The organism is Spirosoma daeguense (assembly GCF_054776875.1).
The window spans coordinates 633,782-659,629 of record NZ_BAAHBF010000001.1 but is presented as its reverse complement, the minus strand read 5'-3'; the positions used below and the strand labels follow the sequence as shown (position 1 = coordinate 659,629).

The window sequence follows — 25,848 nt, the reverse complement described above, 5'->3', positions numbered from 1 at the left end:
ACGCTGATAGGGGATGAAGACGCTGGTATGGACAATCGCACTTTTATGTACTCTTTTTACGGCGCAGGCAGGTGATCCTGGACGAACACCCGATAAAGAGCGTTATGGTTTTTTTATTGCGGGCAATCGCAGTTGGACAAGAATTCCGTTCCAGCTACATTCCAACCTGATAGTTGTACCTGTTCGGGTCAACGAGTCAGATACGCTCCACTTTATTCTGGATACGGGTGTTAGCAATACCATTATTACCGATCCGGGCGCTTTCCGAAACAAATTACCAACACTTAGTCGTAAGGTGAAGCTGACGGGGGCTGGAGAAGGAGGCAATCTTACCGCTTCGGTAGCTATCGAAAACCAGCTCAGTATGGGTGGATTACGAGCGGCACACCATAATCTGGTAATACTGGACGAAGATGTATTGAAGCTTTCTGAGTACGTCGGCACACCCGTACATGGCATTTTTGGGTATGAGATTTTCGCAAACTTCGTTGTAAACGTCGATTTTCAGCGTCGGGAAATTACAATATCCAAACCCGATAAATATAAGTACCGCAAACGTAAAGGCGACCGATATCCAATTACCATCCAAAATACAAAAGCTTATACCGATGCTTTTTCGGTTTTTGATGGGGAAAAAACGATGCCGCTACGTGTTGTGCTCGATACGGGCGCTGGTCATGCGTTATTGCTTGACCGGTCACGTAGCACCGCATCTATGCCGCTGCCAACCAAGAATATCCGGGCTCAGTTAGGACGTGGATTAAGCGGAGTGATTAACGGCTCAATGGGACGCATTCAGAAAGTGCGTTTCGGGCGTTACGAACTCGATAATATTCTCGCGTCTTTCCCAGACAGTATGGCTTTTGGTATGAAACTGGTCGATATGCCCGAACGTCAGGGCAACGTAGGATGCGAACTGCTACGTCGATTCAACGTTACGTTCAATTATCCCGATCAGTATATTGTGATGAAGCCCATTAAACGGCTCATGCGTGAGAGTTTTGAGCACGACATGAGCGGTATGGAATTACGGGCTAAAGGCGACCATTATCGTAATTACTACGTCGATAAAGTCGTTGACAATTCGCCTGCTGCGATGGCCGGTTTGGAAGAAGGTGATGAGCTGATGTTTGTTAATAACAACTCAGTTAATGATATGAGCATCAGTGATATTTATAAAATTCTTCAGAAAGGCGAAGGTCGTGAAGTGTCGATGCTGGTACGTCGAAATGGTAGGCTCATTGTTGCCAGCTTCGTATTGAAACGGCTTATTTAGCATAGGGCTTGGGTAAGGGCAATGGGGGTTAAACATCTACCCTTTGCCCTTACCCCCAAGCCCCACGCTTTCTTAATCCATTCGCTCTAGCTTGAAGCGGAACGTAGTGCCTTTATCTACTTTGCTCATTACCGTAATTTTAGCTTTGTGAGCGTTCAGAATATGTTTCACAATGGCTAAGCCAAGCCCGGTGCCGCCCCGATCTTTGGAGCGGCTTTTTTCGACCCGATAGAATCGCTCAAAAATCCGACTTAAATGTTCGGGTGGAATACCGGGGCCATCGTCACGTACCGAAATCATTACGTGTTTTTTGTCCTCTTCCAGGCTAACCGTTACATGTCCTTTTTCATTGCCATACTTCACCGCGTTCTCTACCAGATTGGTCATTACCTGATTGATACGTTGTTGGTCGGCTTTTACCCAGACGGGGCCAACGGGCGTAGTTTTTAACTGTAACGTAGTGCCTTTGGCATGGGCCACCTTTTCGAGCTGTTCGAACAGCTCTTGCGTCATATGAGCAAGGTTGATACGTTCAAAGTTCATTTTTACCTCGCCCGTTTCTAACTGTGATAAAGCCACGAGATCTTTAACCAGCGCGTCGAGCCCATCAAGACTACGGGCAGCTTTGGTCAGAAATTTGTCGCGAACCTGCTCATCATCAATAGCACCGTCGATCAGCGTATGAATAAACCCCTGTGCGGCAAAAATGGGCGTTTTGAGTTCGTGCGATACGTCGGCCAGAAACTCACGCCGGAATAACTCCAGTCGTTTCAGTTCGTCAATCTCTTTTTGCTTTTTTGCTACGTAGACAAAAATTTCATCATTCAGCTTTTTAAACGGATTGCTGTTCTTGATGACTGATTTACGGGTGATGCTGAAGTCGCGAATACGTAATTTGTGGATGGTTTTATACATCTTGTTCACCTCACGAAAAACGATGAGTTCGATGGCATAAAACACCAGTAGAAACGAAATAATGAATGAGGAAAGTCCTACCACAAACACCATAGCGCTCGTAACCCCCTCCACAAATGTCAGAAACGTGAGTGTCAGCGACGAAATCAGGCTGGCCAGTAAAAGGGCAATAATGCGGGGACTGAGAGACATGGAGCAAAATTAAAGAGCGAAAGAGTGAAGGAGCAAAAGAGTGATTTTGTACTAGATGTTTAATTCACTTTTTCGCTCCTTCACTCTTTCGCTTTTTAAATTATTCATTCCCATCGGTAAACATGTAACCCACGCCTTTGAGCGTGCGGATATGGGTATCGCCAATTTTTTCGCGAAGCTTACGGATGTGAACATCAACGGTACGTTCGAGAACGTAGATATCAGCTCCCCATATTTTCTGAAGAAGTTCTTCGCGGCTGCATACTTTGTTGGGATGCTGGGCCAGAAAAAAGAGGAGTTCAAATTCTTTTTTAGGCAGAATGACTGACTTGCCATTCTGGGTAACCGAATAATTTTTGCGATTGATGACCAGATCTGCAATCGTAATCTGTTCACCCGGATCGGCCTTCTGAGCTTCGCGCCGGAACAACGCGTTGATACGGCTCATCAATGCACGCGGCTTAATCGGCTTGGTCAGATAATCGTCGGCACCTACGTCGAAAGCAGCCACCTCCGAATATTCTTCCGATCGAGCCGTCAGATAAAGGATGTATGTCTGACGAAGTTCTGGAATATCGCGTAATTGCCGACCAGTTTCGATACCATCCATGACGGGCATCATGATATCGAGTAGCACTAATTCGGGGAAATAAGTTTTCGCTATTTCGACGGCTTTCCGTCCATCCATAGCCGTTTTAACATCGTATCCCTCTTTAATAAGGTTATATTCCAGCAATTCAACGATGTCTGCGTCGTCGTCGACGACTAAAATGCGATGTTTTGGTTGAGCAGCTTTGGCAGCACTCATACGAAGTGTAGTTGGTGAAAATATTTAGCCAATTACTAAGTTGTCAGTACGTTGGTTGCCACGAAGTTACGTGGCTTAGTCACAACGTTACCAATCTATAATGAATCCTTAACAAAAACTTAATAACTCATCCTAAAAAAAAGCCGTTTGTTTCTCGCTGAAAATGAGTTCATTTAGATATACTTTTTTCCGAACAACACCGGAAATAATATGTTGTTTATACTTCTGAGCCATAACCAAGATACTTAAAAACGCTATCAAAGAAAATCCACTCTTTACTTACTAATATGAATCGTCGCCTACCAGAGGTTGAACTGCCTGCCTACACTAAACTTGTTAGTGTATTAATCTCATTGGTAATTATAGTTTATGGTCTTCATGCCCTTGAGGGGCTTCTGGTGCCGCTGGTATTTGCCATACTATTTTCGGTCCTGCTGTTTCCGCTGGCAAGACGTTTGGAGAATTGGCGAGTGCCGCGTGTGGTGGCTATCGTGATTTGTCTTTTATTGACACTAACGGTATTATCGGGCCTTTTTTATGCTGTTTCCATGCAGATCAGCAGTTTTGTGGAAGTGGTTCCGAAATTCGTTCAACGTGGCAGCGAATACCTGAGAAGCCTACAAACTTTCGCTGATGAACGACTGAATATCGATCGACAACGTCAGGTAGATGAAGTTCGAAAATACTTGGATCAGGCGCTCGCTGAAGCAGGTAATATATTGACTACTACGTTGTTAACGACAACAAATATTATTAGCAATCTATTATTAATTCTGCTCTTTGCTTTTTTCTTTTTACTATACCGCGATTTTTTTCGGTCGTTTTTTTACAAAGCCTTCAGCGATACGCGCCGATCAACGATAGATACCATTATGACAGGTATTTATAACGTAGTGAAAGATTACATGGCAGGGTTGGTGTTGGTTATCCTGATTATTGGCACCCTCATGACCGTTGGCCTGCTGATTCTCGGTGTCGACTATGCGGTGTTCTTTGGTTTTTTCGGAGCCTGTCTGGTACTGATTCCGTATTTCGGGCTTTCGTTAGGGTCGCTAATTCCGGCGGCTTATACACTTGTTACACAGGATAATCCCATTAAAGCGCTTGGCGTGGTAGGGGTCTTTTTGTTTGTTCAGGCGCTTGAAGGAAATTTTATCACTCCTTACATTGTCGGATCGAAAGTGAGCATCAACCCATTGGCGGCTATTATCGTGCTGATTATCTGGGAAAATGTCTGGGGGTTGGCCGGGCTGGTTCTAGCTCTACCTATGACGGCTATTCTGAAGGTTATCTTCGACGCCATCGATGATTTCAAGCCGTATGGTTTTTTATTAGGCGAAGCAGAAAAGCCCCGTCCACCCATTAAAAACCTGCATGAGTTAGCTGATCAGTTACCCAAACGTGTTAAAAAAGTAGGCAAGACGGACGAAAAAACGTAGTGCTTGCTACGTAGCATTTACTACGTATTTCTAGTGCATTAAGAACCGTTACAAATCTTTGATATTGCCAAAACCTATTACGTCTCTGTATACCGGATTGTCACGTAGTTCGGTTGCCCGCATGAGTTTATCAGCACCAAATTTGGTTTTTAAATCGTAGAGTGTTTGCCGTAGTTTCTGTTTGCGTGTATCATTTGTGAATAGACTTAACGGCACTACGTCTTCGGCGATGAACCGAAATACCACTACACTCATGCTACGTAGGTGTTTATTAAGAACCGGTTCGCAGCGGTGTGCTACTTGAAATTTATCCAGTCGATCCCGAATAATCTGATACAGTTCAGGGCCATCCTGTTTGGGTTCCGAAAAGTGGACTTCGTAGTTATAGGTTTTTCCACTCTCATAGCGGCACGAGAACGACATATCCTGACAAAATACTCGTTTTTGAACCATGCGTCGTTCCAGCGTCAGGCAAAGCGATTGAAGTAGTTCATCCAGACGCTCAGGAGAGCAACGTTGCTCACTCGAGATAGTACGCATCGCTGACATACTCTTGGTGGCTTCGCTGGCTCCTAAATCGACTTCTCCACCAAAATTCAGCCGTAAATGCCAGTGCCAGCCAACAATGCTCCGGCAAGCTGCTTTCAAATGATCGGGAGAAGCGTAGCGTAAATCGAGCGGAGTATGAACGCCATAGGTTTGCAGACGACTTGCCATACGATGGCCAATACCGGGCAAATCGGTGAGCGTCAGGGTACGTAGCACATCGTCAATCGTTTCGGGAGTGATAATGGTAAGGCCATCGGGTTTTCTGATGTCGGAAGCTAGTTTTGCCAGAAAAACGTTGGGTGCAATACCAATAGAACAGCAGAGCCAGTCGCCAACTTTCTGCCGAATAGCTTCCTTTATTGCCAACGCCGTTTGCTGCATGTCCTTGTAAACCAGTTGATAGTTGGTTAAATGGACAACAGCTTCGTCAATACTTTTCGGCACTACGTCATCTGAGAATGTACGTAGTACGTTAATAATTTTTACGTGATATTCTCGGTATCGATTAGGATGTGTTTGCACCGGAATTAACTCAGGGCATACTTCCATAGCTTCGTCCAGCCGCATTCCGGTTTTTATTCCTCTTTTTTTTGCCTCAATAGAAGGCGCAATCACACATCCTTTCCGACCTGTATAAACACATACGCCAATCGGTCTTCCGCGCAACCAATAATTGTCCTGTTGTTCGCAGGATGCAAAAAAACTGTTCATGTCTACGAATAATACAGTTGGTTGTGTGTATGTGCCCAGTCGGTTCCGATTCATTCAAATTTTGAATAAGAAAGTGTCTAATCGAGTTCTTAATCGTCTGTATTTATAGTATATTTGTTGTAATACAACTGCAATATATTTTACTTATATTATAGTTGTCAACTAGACAGACAAGAATGTCGGAAAATTGTTTAAAAAAAATTGACAGTGCCGTGACTATCCAGGACCGACTAAAACAGGTATTTGATGCTTTAGGGATCACTATTTATCAGATTGCCAAGGAATTAGGAGAAAATCCTTCTAAATTCTATAACATTCTGAACGGGCGTGCAAAGCCTTCCTATGATACTATCATAAGTTTGCTGGCTTGCTATCCGCAAATCAGTGCCGATTATCTGATTCGGGGTACATTGCCTATTTTAAATACGGCTGAAACAAATGCCCGAATGGTTAATGCCGATGAAGATTCTATTGAAGTGCCGTTTGTGCCGGTCAAGTTTTACGCCACGTTTGTTGAAAGTTATGCAGACGGCTCAGTAGCTACCGATACTGAAATGTTTCGGGTCAGAAAAGCGATTATGAAGGGCCATAAGCGGGCGGTTGTGCTGGAGATTTCAGGCAACAGTATGACTCCGCAACTGGCACACGGCGCAAAAGTGCTGGCAGTGCCAATTAATGAAACTAACTGGGAATATCAGTCGGGGGGAGTATATGCGGTGATGTACCGTGATTATTTTGTCGTAAAACGGGTTCGTGACAACGAACTCCTGACCCGCAAATACCTCACGCTTCATTCTGATAACCCAAACGGAGGTAACGTAACAGTGCCACTGAAAGATATTCGTGCAATCTGGAAAATCGTATCGATTGTCGAAGCACCGGTAGAGTAGAGCGACAAGTATAAACAGTGAGGGCTGGTCGTTTATCGTAACTGCCAGCCCTCACTGTTTATACACCTGTTTGTTCAAGAATTTCTTTCTGGTGTGCCCACATATCCTGAAAGATAGAACTATGTTGCCGGAGAGATGAGAACGTACCTTCGTCGACAATATGACCATCCTGCATAATATAGACGTAGTCGAACAAGGGAAGCAGGTGAAGACGGTGTAGTGTTGAAACCACTGCTTTATCCGAAAATTCGCTTAGAAGTTCACGGTAAATTTCCAATTCGGTTTTAGGGTCTACACTGCTTGTTGGTTCGTCGAGAAGGACAATATTGCTCGTTCGTGCAGCCAGCACACCACGAGCCAGAGCCAGTCGTTGTCGTTGCCCACCTGACAGATTCACGCCTTTTTCCTGAATATTCGTTTCCAGCCCATTAGGGAGCTGTTTTAATACATCCTCAAATCGGGCAACCCGACATACCTGACGTATCTCATCCTCGCTAAAAGGTAAGCCTAGCGTAATGTTGTAGGCAATAGTATTCTCGAATATTTCGGGTTCCTGCGGAAATAAAGTAACGGTATTGGCTACCGCGTTCAGATCGGAAAACAATTGCCCATCTACCAAAACTGATACGCCCGATTCTGGCTGATACAATCCACGTAACAACGTGAGTAACGTACTTTTTCCAGAGCCGCTTTCTCCGATAAACGCAACCCGTTTTCCACGACTAAGGCTTAGCCTAACATTATCCAGATTAGCTATTTTTTGTGCTGTGCCTGTTAGGTTACGTCCGTGTGAGAAATTAAGCTTGGCAATGTCGATGTTACGCCAGTTGTCGGGCAACGTAGCTGATTCTGGATGCTCATACTGAGCGTATGCTTCATTGATGCTACGTGCCGTTTGAACATCGGTATTGTATTTTACAATCTCGGTGTATTGCCATGCTACGTCGTGAAAAACGCTGGTAAATTGATTTACATAGCCCAACAACGTAACAAGACCACCAACCAGAAATACCTGACCCGGTGTGTAGTTCTGATACACATAGCCCGCAGCCATGACTACGTATATTAACGCAACGAGCATACTGGCTGCGAACCACTTCCATTCGTTAATTCTGACCTGCCGCATGAAAGGCGGAAAAATATCTGCAATTTTTAGCCCCAGACTTGCCTGAATACGAGCCTCCAGACGTAGCGTTATGACAGTAATAATATTGGATAAACTATCGAATAATGTAGCGGATACTACGTGCTCCCGCTCGTTGGTTTCGTCCAGCGCTTTTATAAATGGTCGGTCGAAACGTAGTATGACCCAAATGGTGAGTGCGCCTAGCGCTACGCCGATCAATCCAAATGCTGGTGAAAAATAAAGCATGGCTCCGAACGAAAATACAAATTTTGCCAGTGCCTGAAGGTAAATAAAACCATCCTGAAAAAAGGTTTTCAACGCATCATACGCTTTTCGAATCCGGTTAATGGTTACGCCACTGTGATGATCTTTATGCCAGCCGACTGGTAAATGAAGTGTTTGGTGAAATAACTCGTCCAGAAAATTGCGACTCAAATTGAACGCCAGCCGTCGTTCCATGATCCGTGCGGGGCCGTGAAATACCCACTCCAGCACTTCAAGAGCAACGTAACCACCCGCATAAATCCATACAAGACGTAAAATATCGACATCAGGTTGTTGAAACTGGCCGACAAACCAGCCAAACAGAAGTGGACGTAGTGCAGCTACTACGTTGGCCAGTATAAACAGGAAATAAACCAGCACGTACTGTTGTTTCTCGTGCCGGGCATAGGTCCAGGCCGTACGTAGCAGTGCTATATATGGGTTTTGCATGATTCTAAGGAACAGTCTCATTTTCTGAGACGTAATCACTCTTTAAATGGACAAAAAAGAAGAATAGTTTCTTCGAGATTCTTTGCTAATACGTTGCTTTTCTGGTTGAGTTTCAGTAATTTTGCGACCTGATTTTACAGAAAGGGCATTGGCTGTTAACAGCAAGTCTTTTCGATTAGGTTTAGGAAAACATAACTTTCAGTATAACAAGCTAATGGCTCGCGATTTAGCATTCACGAGAAACATCGGTATCGCTGCCCACATTGATGCGGGTAAGACGACCACAACCGAACGTATTCTCTATTACGCCGGGGTAAGTCACAAAATTGGTGAGGTGCACGATGGTGCTGCCACCATGGACTGGATGGAGCAGGAACAGGAGCGGGGAATCACGATTACCTCGGCCGCTACAACTGTTAACTGGAGCTACCGGGACCAAAAATATCACATCAACATTATCGATACACCAGGCCACGTTGACTTTACCGTTGAGGTAAACCGTTCGCTACGTGTACTTGATGGTCTGGTGTTTCTGTTCAGTGCCGTTGACGGTGTTGAGCCTCAGTCAGAAACTAACTGGCGTTTGGCTAACAACTACAACGTAGCACGTTTGGGCTTTGTAAATAAAATGGACCGTTCGGGAGCCGATTTCCTGAATGTTTGTAAGCAGGTAAAAGAAATGCTGGGCAGCTATGCTGTTCCGCTTCAGTTGCCTATCGGCGAAGAGGATAACTTCAAAGGCGTTGTTGACCTTGTTAACTTCCGGGGCATTATCTGGAATGAGTCAGACAAAGGAATGACGTTTGAGGTTGTTCCCATTCCGGATGATATGTTGGATGAAGCTACCGAATGGCGGGAAAAATTGCTCGAAGCGGTTGCTGAATTCGACGATCAACTGATGGAGAAATATTTCGACGATCCAGAGTCGATCTCGGAAGATGAAATCCTGACGGCGCTTCGGAAAGCTACCATTGCTATGAAGATTGTACCGATGCTTTGCGGTTCATCTTTCAAAAACAAAGGTGTGCAAACCATGCTCGACTATGTGATGGCGTTACTGCCTTCGCCAATGGATAAGGAGAGCATCAAAGGTACAAACCCAGATACGGGTGAAGAAATTTCGCGGAAGCCATCGGCAAGTGATCCGTTTTCGGCACTGGCCTTTAAAATCGCTACTGACCCATACGTAGGCCGTCTTTGCTTTATCCGTTCATACTCGGGTATTCTGGAGTCTGGATCGTATATCCTGAACAACCGTTCGGGTAACAAAGAGCGGATTTCGCGTATTTTCCAAATGCACGCCAACAAGCAAAACCAGATTGATCGTCTGGAGGCTGGTGATATCGGTGCTGTGGTTGGTTTTAAAGATATTAAAACCGGCGATACGTTATCTGACGAGAAGAACCCAATTGTGCTGGAATCGATGGTATTCCCTGATCCAGTTATTGGCTACGCTATCGAGCCGAAGAAAACGGCCGATCAGGACAACTTCTCGAAAGCTATTGGTAAGCTGATTGAAGAAGATCCAACCCTGAAAGTTGAGTCGAATGAAGAAACCGGCCAGACGATCATCCGTGGTATGGGTGAGCTTCACCTTGAAATCATCATCGACCGGATGCGTCGTGAGTTCAAAGTGGAAGTGAATCAGGGCGCTCCTCAGGTTGCTTATAAAGAAAAACTGACCAAGAGTGTTGAACACCGCGAAGTTTATAAAAAGCAATCGGGTGGTCGTGGTAAGTTTGCCGATATCGTTTTTGAACTGGGACCACGTGATCAGGAAGAAGACGGTAGTACCAAAATTGGTCTACAGTTTGTGAATGGAATTGTAGGTGGTGTTATTCCAAAAGAATTCATCCCTGCTGTACAGAAAGGCTTTGACGAGTCGCTGAAAAACGGCCCATTGGCTGGTTTCCCGCTCGAAAGCATGAAAGTTCGTCTGTTCCATGGTTCGTATCACGATGTTGACTCCGACTCACTGTCATTTGAAATGGCCGCTCGTTTGGGCTTCCGTGAAGCAGCTCGCCAGGCTGGTCCGAAACTGCTCGAACCAATCATGGCTGTTGAAGTACTGACACCAGAAGAATATACCGGACCTATTACGGGTGACCTTAACCGTCGCCGGGGCGTGATGAAAGGTATGGATTCGAAAGCTGGTTCGCAGGTGATTAAAGCCGACGTACCACTGTCAGAATTGTTTGGTTACGTAACGGATCTGCGCACAATGTCGTCGGGTCGTGCTACGGCTAACCTGACATTCGCACACTACGAAGTTGTTCCTCAGAACATTTCGGATGCGGTTGTTGCTAAAGAAAAAGGTGCTGTGAAAGCATAATTGCTGAATCAGTTTTAGATAAATAAAAAGGCCTCCTGACTGTCAGGAGGCCTTTTTATTTAAGGTTTGGACAGATTCTTAAGGTTGCTTTACAAGTCGAACGGTTTGTTGTTCGGCGCCAGCCTGAACCTGATAAAGATAAACACCATCGGAGAGATTAACGCCTGCTACGTCAATTTCATGAACGCCAGCCTCCTGCCATTGCCAATTGAATGGCTGCCCCACGACCTGTCCCTGAAGATTCATAAATCGGTGCATAACCATGGTTGGTGCCGATAACCGATAGGCAAGCCGCGTACTCTCTCGAAAAGGATTTGGATAAGCTTTCAATACAAACTTTGGGCTATCGCTGCCTACCGGATTGGCCGTGTGAATAGTGGCTAAAAAGATTGAACCCGGTTTGGCCGTGAAGCCCGGCCGTAACTCAATCGATTGATTAGCCCAATACGTCACACAGGCCTGTGCTTCAATCTGATTATAAGCAATCAGCACTGTTTTAGAATGTTGATTGTGCTGCTGACCAGCCATAAAAGCCTGCGTAATCACCGTCTGGGCCTGGCTAAGACTGTAAGAACAGCTTAGCCAGATAATTGAACGAAGTAGGTGTATCATAAGAAGCGGAAAGTTATCAGCGTTTTATAGAATCGACGTTGCTAAGCTGTTCCTTAATAGCTTTATTTTCACTACGTAGTGTGTTGACTTCCTGCTTTAACTCAATGAGATACAGCGTAAGTTCTTCTATCTTTTCCAGCAGTTTTGCGTCGGTTTTATGTAGGTCGTTTCCTTGTTCAACCATTTCTTTGGCCGAAGGAATGCCTGGTAAATGTTTGTTCGTCTGAATGAATTTTGCTACGTCGTTCAGGCTATTTAGCTTATACCCCTCCTCAAACACTTTATCGCTCCATTCATCGGTATTTTTCACGGCTACTTTCACCTTCTCGGTTAAGATCCCATCTTCTACAAAGAGTTTATAGCCTGATGGAGTACGTGCTACGTTAGCGCCGATAATAACCGCATCGCCTTTGCTGTTCTGCAAAAATGACCCCTTCTGTTGCCAAAACGATTCTGTTACGCCTTCACGCGCCGTACTATTTATACTAGCCATCACTACGTCGCCATTTTCATTGACTGCCAGAAATTTGGTCTGGTTCAGCATGGTTGCTGGCGACGAGTTTTTAAGGTTAGTGAAACGTAGTCCTGACTGATTAGCTACGCCCTTCGTAATTTCTAGTTTGTTTTGAGGAGCCGAATTGCCAATGCCTACATTCACATTTGTATTTCCAAGAATTAGCGCATTGGATGCCGTTACTGAAGCATTATAGCCAATAGCTGTTGCGTTAGTCAGATTACCGCTGCCGGGTGGATTTGTTGCGGCTACGCCAATGAAGGTATTTTTTGTGCCAGTAGTGTTATTAATACCAGCATACCGGCCAATTGATGTATTTTCAGTACCAGTAGTACTGTTATAGAAAGCTCCGTCGCCGATAGCTGTATTTCCTGTTCCGCTTGTATTAGCGTTTCCAGAACCATTACCCATAAACAGATTATAGGAACCATTGTTGTTTGCGCCAGCCTGGCTACCCAGAAAAAGATTTCCTGAACCGGTGCTATTATTAATACCAGCCTCATTACCAATAAATACATTTGAACCTGCTGTTGTATTATTGGCACCGGCCTGATTACCTAAAAACACATTACTTGCTCCTGTTGTATTTTTCTTGCCTGCCGAGTAACCAACAAATGTGTTATTGCTGCTGGTTGAGTTTAAGTAGCCAGCCTGATTACCTAAAAATGTATTGTTACTGCCCGTTGAGTTTGCATTGCCAGCCTGCACTCCGAGGAAGCTATTGTTTGATCCTGTTGTATTGTTTTGGCCTGCTACTACGCCTATGAAATTGTTATTAGACCCCGTCGTATTCTCGTAGCCTGAATAAAAGCCTATAAACGTATTGGTAGACCCAGTGGAATTGGAGTAGCCTGTTTTAGGCCCTAAAAAGATGTTAGTACCACCTGTTGTGTTGTTATTACCGGCGTCGAAACCCAGAAATGTATTGAATTGGCCGGTTGTATTTTTCACTCCTGCATTACTTCCTAAGAATGAGTTTCCGTTTCCACTGGTATTGTTTTGCCCGCTACCATATCCATAAAAAATATTATTTGTACCCGACGAGTTATAGAAACCCGAAAAGGCGCCAGTAAACGTATTCTTTTCACCCACATTATTGGCAACGCCAGAGAAATAGCCAATATACGTATTGCTACCTCCTGACGAATTGGAAATACCTGCTGAAAATCCTAGTATGGTATTACCCACACCTGTCATTGAGTTGTTGCCTGCGCTGGCCCCAACAATAGTATTATACTGGCTAGGTGTAGCGGAGTTCGACGTATTGGCAACGTAGTTCTGGGCCAGTATAGGGCTGCTGATCAGCAGAAGGAAGTAAAACCGCATTTTCATAATATTGATTGTTTTTATAGATCAGGAAAGCGTTTAAACGGACTTGTCCACGACAAAATCCCTTTTCTAATTCTGGCCGAAAGTTAGTTTGACTAATTCCGCTGTTCAATCGGATAAATGTATGAGGACCCTCAGTAATAGGTTTTTAACTAATCTATATGTGCAGCAATTGCCCAATACATTGATTACGATAACTCAATTCTAATGTGCAAAAGAATAGCTGCGGATTAGCATCGGTCGCAATAGTTTGAAGCGCGATGTACTCTACCGGATTGGCAAATAGTAGGTGGGTTAGGCTTTACTGAGCCTGCTCAAAAATGGGAATATGTTGGAGATGGTGCTACGTCGAGCTTTTGGAGTGATCTCGATGGCAGCTATTCCAGAGCGGAGTTGTTGCGGAAATGAAATTATTAGAGGAATATACTAGAGATTGACCGCAACAGTTGCGGGCATCTTAGATGTATAACTTGGTTTATCAATACAAGAAGAATTCTATATTTCGAACTCTGAGAAACTGACTTCGCAGTATCTTGAATCTTGAGCTTGCACTGATACTGCGATGGGCAACGTATTGAGAGTGGTTATAGATCGAATGAGCTATCGAAGGCCTTGAACCCGACCATAAGCAAAGCGGGCTAATGTCAGTCGTGTTTCAAAGATATAGCTCAGAGACTGGCTCAGTACATAATTCCTCGACGAATCAGGATGGCGTTCAATAAGTAAGATGGGCACGCTGGGCGCGTAGTTGTGTTGATCCATTAAAAGCAGGTAATTGAACCATTTCTAGAAATTGCTCCTCTAATAAATCGGCCCAGACGGTCATATACGTAACAACATCGTCGCGTACGTTATGCTTTAAAAACCGCTTTTCAGGAGAGAGACGTAGTAAGATTTGCCGGTCATCAAGTCGCTCCAAATGCTTTAAATCTTCAAGCATTAATCCGGCATTTAGCATCTGATTGATGAGCAAATCGAGTGGCATCTGGCTGGTGGAACAATAACCGTCAACTTGTTCGTTCCAGTCGCCATGGCCTTGCATAGCATATTGGTGAATCTGTTCTTTACTCATGCTGGTCAATTCCTGAGCCAGATTACCACAATTGCAGCCACCCATATGACCCCATTGATAAGGGGCACCGTTTGTTAGTTTTTGGGCTGTTTTGCGAAGAGCTGCAATAAGCTCAGGAGTTGGGCGAGCCATAGCAAGGAGTGTTAAAGATTATAGATTACATGCGAAATTATACAGTGAATATAACAAAAAAGCCTCGTAATTCACGAGGCTTTTTTGTTAACGCACGAGTTCCATCAGGTCTTTATCATTCACTTCTTTCCGAATATCGGCCATATCGAGGAAGCGGGTATAAATACCATCGAGCGTGGGTTTATCATATCGGAAGCCCAGTAACTCAAGCCGGTGCTTAAGCGCATGACGACCGCTACGTGCTGTAAGAACAATCATAGATTTGTCGACTCCTACATCGAGTGGATTCATGATTTCATAGTTTTCCGAGTGCTTTAGAAAACCATCCTGGTGAATACCCGATGAATGAGCAAAAGCGTTACGTCCAACAATGGCTTTGTTTGCCTGAACAGGCATACGCATCATTTCTGATACTAAACGGCTCACAGGAAATAGACGAGTTGAGTCGATATTTGTATGTAAGCCCAGCTCTTTTTTTACTTTTATGGCCATCACAACCTCTTCGAGCGACGTATTACCGGCACGTTCGCCAATTCCATTAATCGTCACTTCAACCTGACGTGCCCCATTCATTACGCCTGCTAACGTATTGGCTGTAGCTAGTCCCAGATCGTTATGACAGTGAATGGAGATCGTAGCTTTATGCACATTTGAAACGTGCTCGTAGATGTAGGCGATTTTTTTTCCGTACTCATCGGGAAGGCAATAGCCGGTTGTATCTGGAATATTAACGACGGTAGCGCCAGCGCCAATAACAGCTTCCGTTAATTGAGCAAGAAAAGCCAGATCGGCCCGACCGGCATCTTCAGCATAGAATTCTACATCCTCTACGTAGCTTTTAGCATGTTTTACAGCCGCAACAGCCTGTTCAAGGATTTTTTCGCGGGTACTGTTAAACTTGTTACGTATGTGAATATCCGATGAGCCAATGCCTGTATGAATACGTCCCCGTTTAGCCCATTTTAGGGCCTCTCCAGCAGCGTCAATATCGCCTTTTACGGCACGGCTTAGCGCGCAAATAGTCGGTTCTGTTACGGCTTTTGAGATTTCGACCACCGAGCGAAAATCGCCGGGACTGGAAATCGGGAAACCGGCTTCAATGACGTCAACACCGAGTAGTTCCAGTTCTTTAGCAACTATAATTTTTTCTTCAGTAGTTAACTGACAGCCCGGTACTTGTTCACCATCGCGTAAGGTGGTATCGAAAATATAAACTCGTTGGCTCATGGTACGCTATTATTGAATGAATATCACATTAGCTAATTAAGCAAAAGGCCCTAATCTGTTCAGAAAAGGGCCTTTTTATAGATATATCCTTTTCTCCGTTCTAAAAAACGATTAGGTTTTGCAGTCGGCAGGATAAAGAAATGATCATTTTCAAGCTTGCGAAATTTCGCTGGTTGCGTAAATACGCTACAAAAATAGTCGTTTTTCGAATGCTTGCAAGTAGTCAGAAGATTTTTTTACGAATCTACTACGTTTCGGAATTAAGCCGTTAGGTAGGCTAAAATTTGAGCCCCCATTGCTTCTGTGCCCAGAATCTTATCGGCGGGGGTTGTATCATTCGCAATATCGCGAGTACGGAAACCTGCTTTCAACGCGGCATCAACAGCGGCAATGACGGTGTTGGCTTCGTCTTTGAGGCCAAACGAAATATCGAGCAATAAAGCAACAGACAGTATAGATGCAAGCGGATTTGCTACGCCTTTGCCGGTAATATCGTGCGCTGATCCGTGAATAGGCTCATATACGCCTGTACTATCGCCCACCGAAGCCGAAGCCAGCATTCCCATCGAACCGGCAATCTGACTCGCTTCATCAGTCAGAATATCGCCGAAGAGATTGCCCGTTACTACTACGTCGAAGCGTTTTGGATCTTTGATCAACAACATGGCGGCTGCGTCGATAAACTGATGCTCAACCGTTACGTCGGGATATTCAGGAGAAATTGCTTGCACCACTTCGCGCCAGAGTCTGCTGCTTTCCAGTACGTTAGCTTTATCAACCGAGCATAGTTTTTTGCTACGTGTACGAGCGGCCTCAAACGCTTTCCGAACAATACGTTCTACTTCGTATTTGCTGTAGATCATGGTATCGTAAGCGGTATTTCCTTCGTCGATACGTTCCCGTTTGCCGAAATAAACGTCGCCGGTCAATTCGCGGAAGAATAGAATATCGGCACCACGCAGAATTTCGGGTTTGATACTCGACGCATCCAGTAATTCATCGAAAAGCTTAATCGGGCGTAGGTTTGCGTACAGACCTAACTCCTTCCGCATTTTCAGTAATCCCTGCTCTGGGCGCACTTTTGCCGATGGATCATTGTCGTATTTGGGATGGCCGACGGCTCCGAACAAAACCGCATCGGCTGACTTCATCTTGGTTAATGTTTCGTCTGGTAATGCGGTACCTGTGGCTTCGATAGCAACGTGTCCGATGAGTGCTTCATCGTACGTAAACTCATGTCCGAATTTTTGGGCAATCGTTTCCAGAACCTGTTTGCCAACGGTAGTTACTTCGGCCCCAATGCCATCGCCAGGGACTACAAGGATGTGTTTTTTCATAAATGGTTTTAAAGGGAGTTGTAAAGTTGTAAGGTTACAATGTTATAGAGTTACGCCGTAATCGGAAAAGGCGTTACAACCCTATAACTCTACAACTTTATAACTACTCTTAATCAAGTGTATTTAACATTTTTTGGGTTGCCTTGATCGCTGATACGGTTTGATCAGAATCGAGGCCCCGGGTTTTAAACTCGCGTTTTTTATGCTTCCACGTAATAATCGTTTCACAAAGAGCATCTGTACGACCACCCGTTGGAATACGTACTGCATAATCCGTTAGCTCAGGAAGAACCAGCTTTTTCTTGCTATAAATCTTCTTGAGCGCGTTCATAAAAGCGTCGTATTGGCCATCGCCCTGTGCGTTTTCCTCAAACTGTTCTTCGGCGATACGTACCCGCAACGTAGCAGATGGTTTCAGGTCCTTAGAGTGCGTTAATACGTAGTTAAGCACTTCGACCCGCGATGCAATCACGTTGTTGTGCAATACGTCGGCCATAACGTAAGGAAGATCCTCCCGCGTAACAACCTCTTTCTGATCGCCCAATTCAATTACTCGTTGGGTCACTTTCTTGAGATCATCGTCCGATAGTTGAATGCCTAACTCGCGAAGGTTGTTCTCAATATTGGCCTTGCCCGACATTTTTCCCAGCGCATAGCTACGTTGACGGCCAAACCGTTCGGGAAGTAACGCGTTGAAGTACAGGTTGTTTTTCTTGTCTCCGTCGGCGTGAATACCCGCCGTTTGCGTAAATACGTTATCGCCAACAACCGGCTTATTGTCGGGAATACGTAGCCCTGAGAAGGTTTCAACAATCTTGCTTACCTGATACAATGATTTTTCGACTACACCTAACGTAACATCGGGCATAAAATCACGTAACACCGCAATAGCACTAGCCATCGGGGCATTTCCGGCCCGTTCGCCCAAGCCATTTACGGTCAGGTGAATACCGTGGGCACCCGCCCGAATGGCTTCCATTACGTTTGCAATGCTGAGATCGTAATCGTTGTGTGCGTGAAAATCGAAATGCAGATTCGGGTAACGATTTACCAACAGGTCGATAAACGTAAACGTATCGGTAGGGGTAAGTACACCTAACGTATCGGGCAATAAAACGCGACGGATGGGCTGAGTCTGAAGAAAATCCAGAAACTGTAGCACGTAGTTGGGCGACGTGCGCATACCATTACTCCAGTCTTCCAGATAAACATTCACCTGCAGGCCAGATGCATGCGCTTTTTCAATAAGCTTCTGAATATCGGCAAAATGCTCAACGGGTTTCTTTTTGAGCTGGTGGATTAGGTGATTCATGGACCCTTTGGTCAGCAGATTCATCACCTTTGCGCCTGATGCAAGCATCCAATCAAGCGAAGCGTCGCCGTCGACAAAAGTCAGTACTTCGATCTTATCGAGAAGGCCAGCATCAGCAGCCCAGCGGGTAATTTGCTGAACAGCTTCCAGTTCGCCAGCCGACACCCGTGCCGAAGCCACTTCAACCCGGTCTACTTTAACTTCAGTCAAAAGCAACTGGGCTAAAGCTAATTTTTCGGATGCAGAAAACGACACTCCGCTGGTTTGTTCACCATCGCGAAGTGTCGTATCCATTACTTCAATATATCGAGATTTCATATTTTAAAGCGCGAAAGAGTGAATGAGCGAAAGGGTGTTGGGCTAACATCTCTGCTGCCGCTCATTCACTCTTTCGCTCATTCGCTCTTTAAAATGGTCTTGTTTCGGCGAAGGTTTCGATTTCGCTCTTCATCGAAAGCAGGTAATCGATATCGTCATAACCGTTGGTGAGGTTATGTTTTTTGTAGCCGTTAATGTTGAAGCTCTCGCTTTCGCCAGTGGCCAGCAACGTAATGGTTTGCTCGGGCAGATTTACTTCCAGTTCCGTATTTGGGTCGGCGTCGATGGCTGCGAAAATTTTATCGGCAAATTCCGGACTAACCGTAACAGGAAGAATACCAATATTCAGACAGTTGTTTTTGAAAATATCGGCAAAGAAGCTCGATACAACACAACGGAAACCGTAGTCATAAATGGCCCAGGCTGCGTGCTCGCGGCTCGAGCCGCTACCAAAGTTTTTGCCGCCGACCAGAATCTTACGGGGCGACCCTTCGTCCGAATAGGTTGGATTGTTCAGTACGAAATCGGCTTTAGGCGTATCGTCGTTGTTATAGCGCCAGTCGCGGAAAAGATTGTCGCCAAATCCTTTACGTTCGGTCGCTTTCAGGAATCGGGCAGGAATAATCTGGTCGGTATCGACGTTCTCGATGGGCATTGGAACGGCGGTACTACGTAATATGGTGAATTTATCGTAAGCCATGTTTTTGAGTGATGAACGATGAGCGATAAACGATAAGTGATGATTATAGCCGGTGTCAGCAAGCCGCTACGGCGGCCTGTTCATCACTTATCGTTTATCACTCATCACTATAAAAATTCTCTTGGGTCGGTAACAATACCAGTAACAGCGGCAGCAGCAGCAACGAGCGGACTGGCCAGCAACGTACGCGCTCCTGGACCCTGACGGCCTTCGAAATTGCGGTTCGACGTAGAAACAGCGTATTTGCCTGCTGGAATCTTGTCTTCGTTCATCGCCAGACAAGCCGAACAACCGGGCTGACGTAGCTGGAATCCGGCTTCGGTCAAGATATCGAGAATACCTTCTTCTTTAATTTGAGCCTCAACAATGTGCGATCCCGGAACTAACCATGCTGTTACGTTATCGGCTTTCTTCCGGCCTTTCACAACCGACGCAAACGCCCGGAAATCTTCAATACGTCCGTTGGTACAGCTTCCAAGGAAAACAAAATCAATTGGCTTACCAATAATTGATTCGTTTTCGGCGAAACCCATGTATTGTAGCGACTTTTTATAGCTGGCAGCGCCATCTTTTACGGCTCCAGCCACTGGAATCTGATGCGTTACGCCCGTACCTAAACCTGGATTTGTTCCATAGGTGATTTGTGGCTCAATATCAGCGGCATCATACGTTAAATCAACATCGAACGTAGCACCCTCGTCGGTTTTGAGCGATTCCCAGTACGGAACCAGTTTATCCCACTGTTCGCCTTTTGGAGCCAGTTCGCGGCCGTTTAAGTAATCAAGCGTTTTCTGGTCGGGAGCAATCATTCCACCACGAGCACCCATTTCGATACTCATGTTGCAGACCGTCATCCGGCCTTCCATACTCATGTTTTCGAAAACATCACCTGCGTATTCAACAAAATAACCCGTTGCGCCACTGGCCGAAATCTGGGCAATGATATACAGAATAACGTCTTTCGGCAATACGCCTTTACCCAACGTACCGTTTACGGTTATACGCATTTTCTTGGGCTTTGGCTGCATAATGCACTGCGTTGCCAGCACCATCTCTACTTCCGACGTACCGATACCGAAGGCAATAGCACCGAAAGCGCCGTGCGTCGATGTGTGCGAATCGCCACAAACAATGGTCATGCCGGGCAACGTAATACCATTCTCTGGGCCTACTACGTGTACAATACCATTTTTAATATGCCCCAGACCCCAGTGCGAGATGCCGTACTTATTGGCATTACGTTCCAGTGCTGCTAACTGATTGGCCGATAGCGGATCAGCAACTGGTAAGTGTTGGTTGAGGGTTGGCGTGTTATGATCGGCCGTAGCGAAGGTGCGGCCCGAAAATAGCACCGGTGCGCCCCGGTCTTCAAGGCCCAGAAAAGCAACCGGGCTGGTAACTTCGTGAATAAAGTGGCGGTCAATGAAGAACACGTCTGGACCGTCTTCGACCTGACGAATAACGTGCGCATCCCACACTTTATCAAATAGGGTTTTTGCGGTACTCATAGCTAGTAGAGGTATAACTTTTTCTGCGTAGTATCTCCGTATCAATCAGATGGAGAAACATGGCTACAAAATTGGCAGATTTTAGTCAACAATATATCCTGCCATTCGTCCAGTAAATAGCGATTTTAGCTCAGAATGTTCTTTTGAGAGTAAAACCGTATTTGATAAGTAAATATAGGGCAGACGTATCACTGAGTTATATAAGGAGAATCAGCAATCAGTCATGTCGCCATTTCTTAACTCAAGTCAATGAATGCCAGCAGATAGTTAGCCTACTTTTGCGCCGAAACAACGTATAAAGTATGCACTCAGAATCTGTAAATACACGGCTCATAGGAATACTATTTTTGATACCTCTATTAGCTTATGGATTTGGTAGTGGCCTTGTCCTGTCGGTAATAGAGACACCGAATTACCTCACCAATTTTCCGATATATAAAACTCAACTGATTATAGGTGCTATGCTGGTTTTGATAAATTCGATTAGTGTCGTTACGGTAGGTATACTGCTTTTTCCTGTTCTTGAGGCAACTAGTAAAGCCTTAGCTATCAGCTATCTAATGACAAGGTTTGCCGAGGCCTTGTTGCTAGTTGTTGGCTTAGCTAGCTTAGTATCGCTGGGGGTATCTGGTCAGCCAGCCCTTTTCGAAACAACAAAGGCAATTGTCAAAAATATAAATTTCTGGACGTATCAGAGTGCCATGTTAGTGTTAGGAATCGGGAGTACAGGGTTTTGTTACTGGCTAGTTGAGTCAAAAGTGATACCTAGACTTCTGTCGATACTTGGGCTTATCGGATATGGCCTATTGGCGTTGGGAGCGATTCTGGAGTTTTTTAGCTGCCCTGTTGGTATCTGGCTATCTATACCAGGCGGCTTGTTTGAAGTTGGCTTTGGCGTTTGGCTTATTATCAGAAACACTACGTTTGCCCAAGTGAGTGTTACGTATGTATAGCTCTGGCTTTTATGGCAATACGTTTCCTGATTCGACTCAACGATTCGGGTTTAACTCCAATATAACTTGCTAATTGATATTGAGGGATACGTTGTAGCAAATCGGGTTTGGTGTCGACCAATCTGAGATAACGTTGTTCTGGTGTATCGGTCAGATAAGCAGCCGTTGATTCCTGCAATTCGCCTAAAACGCGCTCCATTACTTTTCGGGAAATGGTTTCGAATTTTGGGAATCGATTATACAAATCATTCTCTTTCTGCTCGTTGCCAATAACCAGTTTAGTATCTTCACAACAAACCCAAAAATGGTTGGCAGGTACTTTCTGAGTAAAACTGTTAATCGAAATTACCCACTGATTTTCGGTGAAGAAATTATTGGTTATCTCTTCAGCATCAACTACGTAGTATTGTCGAATACAACCCTCCAGTACAAAATAACATTCAGTCGAAACTTGACCTTCCGTTAGTAAAAGCGTTCCCTTTTTGAAGGTTTTGACGCACATGCTATCCACAATAGCGTTACGTTCCTCGTCGGAAAGAGGCATAACTCTGGAGAAATAGGCAATCAGCTTGTTTTCCATAGCTATTTATCACGTAGCAGAAAATGAGTGTTTTCGAATCATTGAACTGCGATTTAGATCAATTTAGTTAATCATTAAATCGCATTTACGGCTACTTCAATTAGTCGCGCTCTATTTGCCACGAGTTTAATCCATAAATGGGTTGTTGCTAAGCCCATATTTTTTGACAATGATAAGGAAAACAAGTCCTAGCAAAGTACCCGCAAATCCGTAAAGCGCATCTGTTTCGTCGAGCGTGTTAAGTATTGGAATCCACCGTTCGTATACGCCGTTGGCTAGGGCAATGATAGCCCCCAGCATGCAAATATGTATTAACCGAACCCCAAGTTGCAGCCACAGAAATCCCCCAATAGTTAGTAGTGCATAGCTCAATGTAAAATTCGATACGTGTTGATAAAAGTCTGGAAACAATTGCTGTAGGGCAGCGATACGTATAGGTTCGATAGTTCTGCCAAAAAAGAGATAAAAAGCGATTAGCTGGGAAACGAGGAATGCAATAGCAGCGCCAATTTTTGGTACGTACTTTAGTTTTAATAAGAACGGATTTATGTTCTCAGAATTGGCTTTCTTTAATGGCTTGTTCACAGCTATTTGAAGATTACTACGTATCGTAACTCCTATGTGTTACGCAGCTCGTTTAGGGGTGAAACCGTACTGTTGTTTATACGCTTTAATGAAATGAGATACGCTTTCGTAGCCGATTTCCATACTTACTTCCGATACGTTCTTATCGGTGTTACGTAGCAGAAAATGAGCGTGTTCGAGTCGTTTCCGTCGAATCCAATGGCCCGGAGATGTACGAAAATGTTCTTCAAAATCGCGCTTGAACGCCGATAAACTACGCCCCGAAAGTCGCGATAATTCGTTCATCGACAGCGGTTTGAGTAAATACGTATTCATCAGGTAATCGAGGTCGGTTTTCTGGCCCTGATAAATATGCCATAAAATAGAACGTAGTTGTCTGGCTACGTCAAGTTCTAGTAAATGGAGCAAAAGTTCCTGAAACTTAAGACGTAGCAGTTCGTTGAGAAATGGCGTATTCGAGCCAAAATAGGGGAGTAGTGACTCAATGAACGTATTGAAGGTTGGGGAGGCAGTAAACGATAAAATAATATCGCCGGGGAGCGTATTGTTTGTTTTTTGAAACAAGGTCAAATGCTGACCAACAAACTCTTTGAGCAATTTCTCATTCACGAAAAATACCAGACTTCGGTAGTTGTTATCAATCGATTCGTTCATCGAATAACAACCGCGCTGGAAAAATAGAATATCGCCTTTTCGGACGTGTAATTCCTGCGTAGGGGATGTAAATTTCTTCTCACCTTCCAGCACCACAATGACGGCGTGTTCCTCAAAAAAGACCTCGTTACGTTCGGGGTATACGTCGCTACGATACGCCACAAACGTCATTTTTGACAAATCAGCCCGTTCAATACTGAGCGACTGAAACTGGTCTGGTTCGATGGACGACGGAACACGTAGCATAACTTACACCAAAAACTGAAATAAGTCGGGCTGATCGTTCAGGTATTCGAATACGATATTCTGATCTTGCATGCGCTGGATGAGCGGCTCAAAATCTTCTCGGTTTTTAAGTTCTACGCCTACAACGGCGGGGCCTGTTTCCCGGTTGGTTTTCTTTACGTATTCGAATCGGCTGATGTCATCGTTAGGGCCCAGTACGTTCAGAAAATCGCGGAAAGCACCGGCCCGTTGTGGAAAACGAATGATGAAGTAATGTTTTAGACCTTCATACAGCAACGAACGTTCCTTTATCTCTTCGGTACGGGTAATGTCGTTGTTGCCGCCACTGACCAGACACACTACGTTCTTGCCTTTGATTTCATCCTTCAGGAAATCAAGCGCGGCAATCGTCAAGGCACCAGCGGGTTCGGCCACGATAGCGTCTTCGTTGTAAAGCTGTAAAATAGTGGTGCAGACTTTTCCTTCGGGGATCAATAAAACGCGGTCAAGGTTTTTGCTACAGACATTGAACGTAATATCGCCGGGACGTTTTACGGCAGCGCCATCCACAAATTTGTCGATTTTGTCGAGTGCTACTACGTGCCCTTCGTCAATCGATATTTTCATGGAAGGCGAACCAAGCGGCTCTACACCAATGAGTTTCGTTCGGGGACTGAGTTGCTTGAAAACGGTTGAGACACCAGCCGCTAAACCTCCGCCACCAATCGCCATCAACAAGTAGTCGATCTGAACATTTGAATCCCGAAAGATTTCCAGCCCAACCGTTCCCTGCCCTTCCATCACCTGCAAATCATCGAAGGGGTGTACAAAAGTGCAGTCATGCGTCTGAACGAACTCCATGGCCGCGTAGTACGCGTCGTCATACGTATCGCCAACCAGAACGACTTCTACGTATTCTTTCCCGAATAGTTTTACTTGCTTTACCTTTTGATTGGGCGTAGTGGTGGGCATGAAAATCGTGCCACTAATTGCCATTTTCCGGCAAGCATAAGCTAGTCCCTGCGCATGATTTCCTGCACTAGCGCAAACAACTCCTTTAGCCAATGCTTCAGTCGACAGACTAGCCATTTTGTTATAAGCTCCCCGAATTTTATAAGACCGAACAACTTGTAAATCCTCACGTTTCAGGAAAATAGTAGCTCCGTACCGATCCGATAGATTCAGATTTTCCTGCAAAGGCGTATGTGTTGCAACACCTTGGAGTCGCTTGGCTGCTACGTAAATATTATCGAGAGAAGGGACAAACGCTTGTTTTTCGTTATCGGCCACGGCTGACGTTAGTGTTTGCGCAAAAGTACAAAAAGTCGAAGCGTTACAGGCAGAGATTATGGGTTATCGCTTTGGTTTTGGCGTTTTAGGTTCGAAATTGAATCAATTTGCCGTTGCTATACTTCCCTTGATTTACGATTTACTAAAACACTTAACGCAAAGGCCGCAGATGCACATGTAAAAACGGAGTAGTCAAACGGTGCTTTTATACTTACAGAAAATGCCATTGAAAATCCAAATAATAAAAGCAGGGCACAGCTACCTTTGGTAACCCAACTAGTTTTAAAATTGGTAAGGAGTGCTATTCCGAAAAGCATCTCTAAAATCGTAGTTGCAACGGCTGAGATAGTTACCATACCTGATGGTAAAAATGGTAACAACGTTTTTGTATAATTTATAAAGTTCTCCCAATTCCCCCAAGCCGACAGTGCACTTGGCCATAACCCAAATCTGTCTGCCGAAGCTGATAGAAAACCTGTGCTTAGCGACAAACGTAAAAACCATTCGGCAATTTTAATTTCAGAGAATTTCATGTTTTTTACATAAGG

The 25,848-nt window shown here is 44.8% G+C and carries 22 protein-coding genes; 5 read left to right on the top strand and 17 right to left on the bottom strand.

The features are described 5' to 3' along the window. Positions 1-13 precede the first annotated feature (13 nt). A complete protein-coding gene (locus ACYVD4_RS02390; protein ID WP_460942020.1) occupies positions 14-1,276 on the top strand; it encodes a pepsin/retropepsin-like aspartic protease family protein in 1,263 nt (420 codons plus the stop codon). 72 nt (positions 1,277-1,348) lie between these two features. On the opposite strand, the gene ACYVD4_RS02385 is transcribed toward ACYVD4_RS02390, so the two are convergent. Together ACYVD4_RS02385 and ACYVD4_RS02380 are read right to left on the bottom strand one after the other, a co-directional pair. After that, positions 1,349-2,383 (bottom strand): sensor histidine kinase, encoded by a 1,035-nt coding sequence (locus ACYVD4_RS02385; protein ID WP_460942019.1) that lies wholly within the window; start codon positions 2,381-2,383, stop codon positions 1,349-1,351. Between the two features lie 100 nt (positions 2,384-2,483). Continuing rightward, positions 2,484-3,191, bottom strand: coding sequence for a response regulator transcription factor (locus ACYVD4_RS02380; protein WP_460942018.1), 708 nt, complete (start codon positions 3,189-3,191; stop codon positions 2,484-2,486). Between the two features lie 287 nt (positions 3,192-3,478). On the opposite strand from ACYVD4_RS02380, the gene ACYVD4_RS02375 reads away from it, so the two are divergent. Continuing rightward, the gene (locus tag ACYVD4_RS02375) at positions 3,479-4,630 is read left to right on the top strand and encodes an AI-2E family transporter (protein WP_460942017.1); all 1,152 of its coding nucleotides are present in this window, start codon (positions 3,479-3,481) and stop codon (positions 4,628-4,630) included. A 48-nt stretch (positions 4,631-4,678) separates the two neighbouring features. On the opposite strand, the gene ACYVD4_RS02370 is transcribed toward ACYVD4_RS02375, so the two are convergent. Beyond that, positions 4,679-5,944: a DNA polymerase Y family protein gene (locus ACYVD4_RS02370; protein WP_460942016.1), complete on the bottom strand. Its 1,266-nt coding sequence runs from the start codon at positions 5,942-5,944 to the stop codon at positions 4,679-4,681. A 122-nt stretch (positions 5,945-6,066) separates the two neighbouring features. On the opposite strand from ACYVD4_RS02370, the gene ACYVD4_RS02365 reads away from it, so the two are divergent. After that, positions 6,067-6,780, top strand: coding sequence for a LexA family transcriptional regulator (locus ACYVD4_RS02365; RefSeq protein WP_460942015.1), 714 nt, complete (start codon positions 6,067-6,069; stop codon positions 6,778-6,780). A 58-nt stretch (positions 6,781-6,838) separates the two neighbouring features. Here the strand turns inward: ACYVD4_RS02365 and ACYVD4_RS02360 are convergent, their stop codons facing one another. Beyond that, a complete protein-coding gene (locus ACYVD4_RS02360) occupies positions 6,839-8,620 on the bottom strand; it encodes an ABC transporter ATP-binding protein (protein WP_460942014.1) in 1,782 nt (593 codons plus the stop codon). A gap of 214 nt (positions 8,621-8,834) precedes the next feature. Here ACYVD4_RS02360 and fusA point away from each other — a divergent pair, with 214 nt between their 5' ends. Further along, on the top strand, positions 8,835-10,952 hold the full coding sequence (gene fusA / locus ACYVD4_RS02355; RefSeq protein ID WP_460942013.1) for an elongation factor G: 2,118 nt from the start codon (positions 8,835-8,837) through the stop codon (positions 10,950-10,952). Positions 10,953-11,030: 78 nt separating this feature from the next. Here fusA and ACYVD4_RS02350 read toward each other — a convergent pair whose 3' ends face one another. From ACYVD4_RS02350 to leuC, 8 genes are all read right to left on the bottom strand, one after another. Further along, the gene (locus ACYVD4_RS02350) at positions 11,031-11,564 is read right to left on the bottom strand and encodes a T9SS type A sorting domain-containing protein (protein ID WP_460942012.1); all 534 of its coding nucleotides are present in this window, start codon (positions 11,562-11,564) and stop codon (positions 11,031-11,033) included. A 16-nt stretch (positions 11,565-11,580) separates the two neighbouring features. Beyond that, the gene (locus tag ACYVD4_RS02345; RefSeq protein WP_460942011.1) at positions 11,581-13,410 is read right to left on the bottom strand and encodes a TMF family protein; all 1,830 of its coding nucleotides are present in this window, start codon (positions 13,408-13,410) and stop codon (positions 11,581-11,583) included. A gap of 712 nt (positions 13,411-14,122) precedes the next feature. Next, the gene (locus ACYVD4_RS02340) at positions 14,123-14,611 is read right to left on the bottom strand and encodes a hypothetical protein (protein ID WP_460942010.1); all 489 of its coding nucleotides are present in this window, start codon (positions 14,609-14,611) and stop codon (positions 14,123-14,125) included. Between the two features lie 87 nt (positions 14,612-14,698). Then, entirely contained in the window at positions 14,699-15,838 is a 1,140-nt protein-coding gene (locus ACYVD4_RS02335) for a 2-isopropylmalate synthase (RefSeq protein ID WP_460942009.1), read from the bottom strand. A 260-nt stretch (positions 15,839-16,098) separates the two neighbouring features. Next, positions 16,099-17,175 carry a 3-isopropylmalate dehydrogenase gene (gene leuB, locus ACYVD4_RS02330; protein ID WP_460942008.1) on the bottom strand — a complete coding sequence of 359 codons (1,077 nt, stop codon included), beginning with the start codon at positions 17,173-17,175 and terminating at the stop codon, positions 16,099-16,101. 109 nt (positions 17,176-17,284) lie between these two features. Continuing rightward, positions 17,285-18,805 carry an alpha-isopropylmalate synthase regulatory domain-containing protein gene (locus tag ACYVD4_RS02325; protein ID WP_460942007.1) on the bottom strand — a complete coding sequence of 507 codons (1,521 nt, stop codon included), beginning with the start codon at positions 18,803-18,805 and terminating at the stop codon, positions 17,285-17,287. An 88-nt stretch (positions 18,806-18,893) separates the two neighbouring features. Beyond that, positions 18,894-19,505, bottom strand: coding sequence for a 3-isopropylmalate dehydratase small subunit (leuD, locus tag ACYVD4_RS02320; RefSeq protein ID WP_460942006.1), 612 nt, complete (start codon positions 19,503-19,505; stop codon positions 18,894-18,896). A gap of 107 nt (positions 19,506-19,612) precedes the next feature. Beyond that, positions 19,613-21,013 (bottom strand): 3-isopropylmalate dehydratase large subunit, encoded by a 1,401-nt coding sequence (gene leuC / locus ACYVD4_RS02315; RefSeq protein WP_460942005.1) that lies wholly within the window; start codon positions 21,011-21,013, stop codon positions 19,613-19,615. A gap of 302 nt (positions 21,014-21,315) precedes the next feature. Here leuC and ACYVD4_RS02310 point away from each other — a divergent pair, with 302 nt between their 5' ends. Further along, positions 21,316-21,966, top strand: a complete 651-nt coding sequence (locus ACYVD4_RS02310) for a DUF4386 domain-containing protein (protein ID WP_460942004.1) — start codon at positions 21,316-21,318, stop codon at positions 21,964-21,966. Here ACYVD4_RS02310 and ACYVD4_RS02305 read toward each other — a convergent pair. The 5 genes from ACYVD4_RS02305 to ACYVD4_RS02285 all read right to left on the bottom strand — a co-directional run bounded on the left by ACYVD4_RS02305 (position 21,953) and on the right by ACYVD4_RS02285 (position 25,833). Beyond that, the gene (locus tag ACYVD4_RS02305; RefSeq protein WP_460942003.1) at positions 21,953-22,546 is read right to left on the bottom strand and encodes a Crp/Fnr family transcriptional regulator; all 594 of its coding nucleotides are present in this window, start codon (positions 22,544-22,546) and stop codon (positions 21,953-21,955) included. The genes ACYVD4_RS02310 and ACYVD4_RS02305 overlap by 14 nt on opposite strands. Positions 22,547-22,672: 126 nt before the next feature. Further along, on the bottom strand, positions 22,673-23,131 hold the full coding sequence (locus tag ACYVD4_RS02300) for a hypothetical protein (RefSeq protein ID WP_460942002.1): 459 nt from the start codon (positions 23,129-23,131) through the stop codon (positions 22,673-22,675). A 39-nt stretch (positions 23,132-23,170) separates the two neighbouring features. Then, complete coding sequence (locus ACYVD4_RS02295) at positions 23,171-24,031, bottom strand: helix-turn-helix transcriptional regulator (RefSeq protein ID WP_460942001.1); 861 nt, start codon at positions 24,029-24,031, stop codon at positions 23,171-23,173. Positions 24,032-24,034: 3 nt separating this feature from the next. Further along, positions 24,035-25,300: a threonine ammonia-lyase gene (gene ilvA, locus ACYVD4_RS02290; RefSeq protein WP_460942000.1), complete on the bottom strand. Its 1,266-nt coding sequence runs from the start codon at positions 25,298-25,300 to the stop codon at positions 24,035-24,037. Between the two features lie 116 nt (positions 25,301-25,416). Further along, on the bottom strand, positions 25,417-25,833 hold the full coding sequence (locus ACYVD4_RS02285) for a DoxX family protein (RefSeq protein WP_460941999.1): 417 nt from the start codon (positions 25,831-25,833) through the stop codon (positions 25,417-25,419). Positions 25,834-25,848: the final 15 nt, after the last annotated feature.

Bases quoted from the DNA above. Each gene is read 5' to 3' on its own strand.
- ACYVD4_RS02390 (WP_460942020.1), top strand. From the start codon at position 14: ATGAAGACGCTGGTATGGACAATCGCACTTTTATGTACTCTTTTTACG.
- ACYVD4_RS02385 (WP_460942019.1), bottom strand. From the start codon at position 2,383: ATGTCTCTCAGTCCCCGCATTATTGCCCTTTTACTGGCCAGCCTGATT.
- ACYVD4_RS02380 (WP_460942018.1), bottom strand. From the start codon at position 3,191: ATGAGTGCTGCCAAAGCTGCTCAACCAAAACATCGCATTTTAGTCGTC.
- ACYVD4_RS02375 (WP_460942017.1), top strand. From the start codon at position 3,479: ATGAATCGTCGCCTACCAGAGGTTGAACTGCCTGCCTACACTAAACTT.
- ACYVD4_RS02370 (WP_460942016.1), bottom strand. From the start codon at position 5,944: ATGAATCGGAACCGACTGGGCACATACACACAACCAACTGTATTATTC.
- ACYVD4_RS02365 (WP_460942015.1), top strand. From the start codon at position 6,067: ATGTCGGAAAATTGTTTAAAAAAAATTGACAGTGCCGTGACTATCCAG.
- ACYVD4_RS02360 (WP_460942014.1), bottom strand. From the start codon at position 8,620: ATGCAAAACCCATATATAGCACTGCTACGTACGGCCTGGACCTATGCC.
- fusA (WP_460942013.1), top strand. From the start codon at position 8,835: ATGGCTCGCGATTTAGCATTCACGAGAAACATCGGTATCGCTGCCCAC.
- ACYVD4_RS02350 (WP_460942012.1), bottom strand. From the start codon at position 11,564: ATGATACACCTACTTCGTTCAATTATCTGGCTAAGCTGTTCTTACAGT.
- ACYVD4_RS02345 (WP_460942011.1), bottom strand. From the start codon at position 13,410: ATGAAAATGCGGTTTTACTTCCTTCTGCTGATCAGCAGCCCTATACTG.
- ACYVD4_RS02340 (WP_460942010.1), bottom strand. From the start codon at position 14,611: ATGGCTCGCCCAACTCCTGAGCTTATTGCAGCTCTTCGCAAAACAGCC.
- ACYVD4_RS02335 (WP_460942009.1), bottom strand. From the start codon at position 15,838: ATGAGCCAACGAGTTTATATTTTCGATACCACCTTACGCGATGGTGAA.
- leuB (WP_460942008.1), bottom strand. From the start codon at position 17,175: ATGAAAAAACACATCCTTGTAGTCCCTGGCGATGGCATTGGGGCCGAA.
- ACYVD4_RS02325 (WP_460942007.1), bottom strand. From the start codon at position 18,805: ATGAAATCTCGATATATTGAAGTAATGGATACGACACTTCGCGATGGT.
- leuD (WP_460942006.1), bottom strand. From the start codon at position 19,505: ATGGCTTACGATAAATTCACCATATTACGTAGTACCGCCGTTCCAATG.
- leuC (WP_460942005.1), bottom strand. From the start codon at position 21,013: ATGAGTACCGCAAAAACCCTATTTGATAAAGTGTGGGATGCGCACGTT.
- ACYVD4_RS02310 (WP_460942004.1), top strand. From the start codon at position 21,316: ATGCACTCAGAATCTGTAAATACACGGCTCATAGGAATACTATTTTTG.
- ACYVD4_RS02305 (WP_460942003.1), bottom strand. From the start codon at position 22,546: ATGGAAAACAAGCTGATTGCCTATTTCTCCAGAGTTATGCCTCTTTCC.
- ACYVD4_RS02295 (WP_460942001.1), bottom strand. From the start codon at position 24,031: ATGCTACGTGTTCCGTCGTCCATCGAACCAGACCAGTTTCAGTCGCTC.
- ACYVD4_RS02285 (WP_460941999.1), bottom strand. From the start codon at position 25,833: ATGAAATTCTCTGAAATTAAAATTGCCGAATGGTTTTTACGTTTGTCG.